Annotated in this window: 1 pseudogene; it reads left to right on the forward strand. The window is 59.5% G+C overall.

Features of this window, described 5'->3' with window-relative positions:
• Positions 1-112: 112 nt before the first annotated feature.
• Positions 113-279 (forward strand): annotated as a pseudogene (locus ACW2Q0_RS31255) (IS256 family transposase); the annotation flags it as partial.

The raw sequence follows: 279 nt of genomic DNA on the forward strand, positions 1-279 counted from the left end.
GGGACTGTCAGTGATCTTGTGGGCGGAAGGGTGATCCGACAAGCTGAGGCGGCCTGCTTCAGCGGAAGGGATCATCGTGTCGGAGTCGAAGTCGGCGGCCGCGGAGTCGTCGATGGCGGACGGTCTGGACGTCCGAATTGCCCAGGAATTGGTGGATAAAGCGCGGAAAGAAGGTGTGTCGCTTGCCGGGCCGGGCGGTTTGCTGTCACAGATCACGAAAACCGTGCTGGAAACGGCATTGAACGCTGAAATGGATGAACACCTGGGTTATGCCAAGGG

The sequence above is a fragment of the Nocardia citri genome, assembly GCF_054065835.1.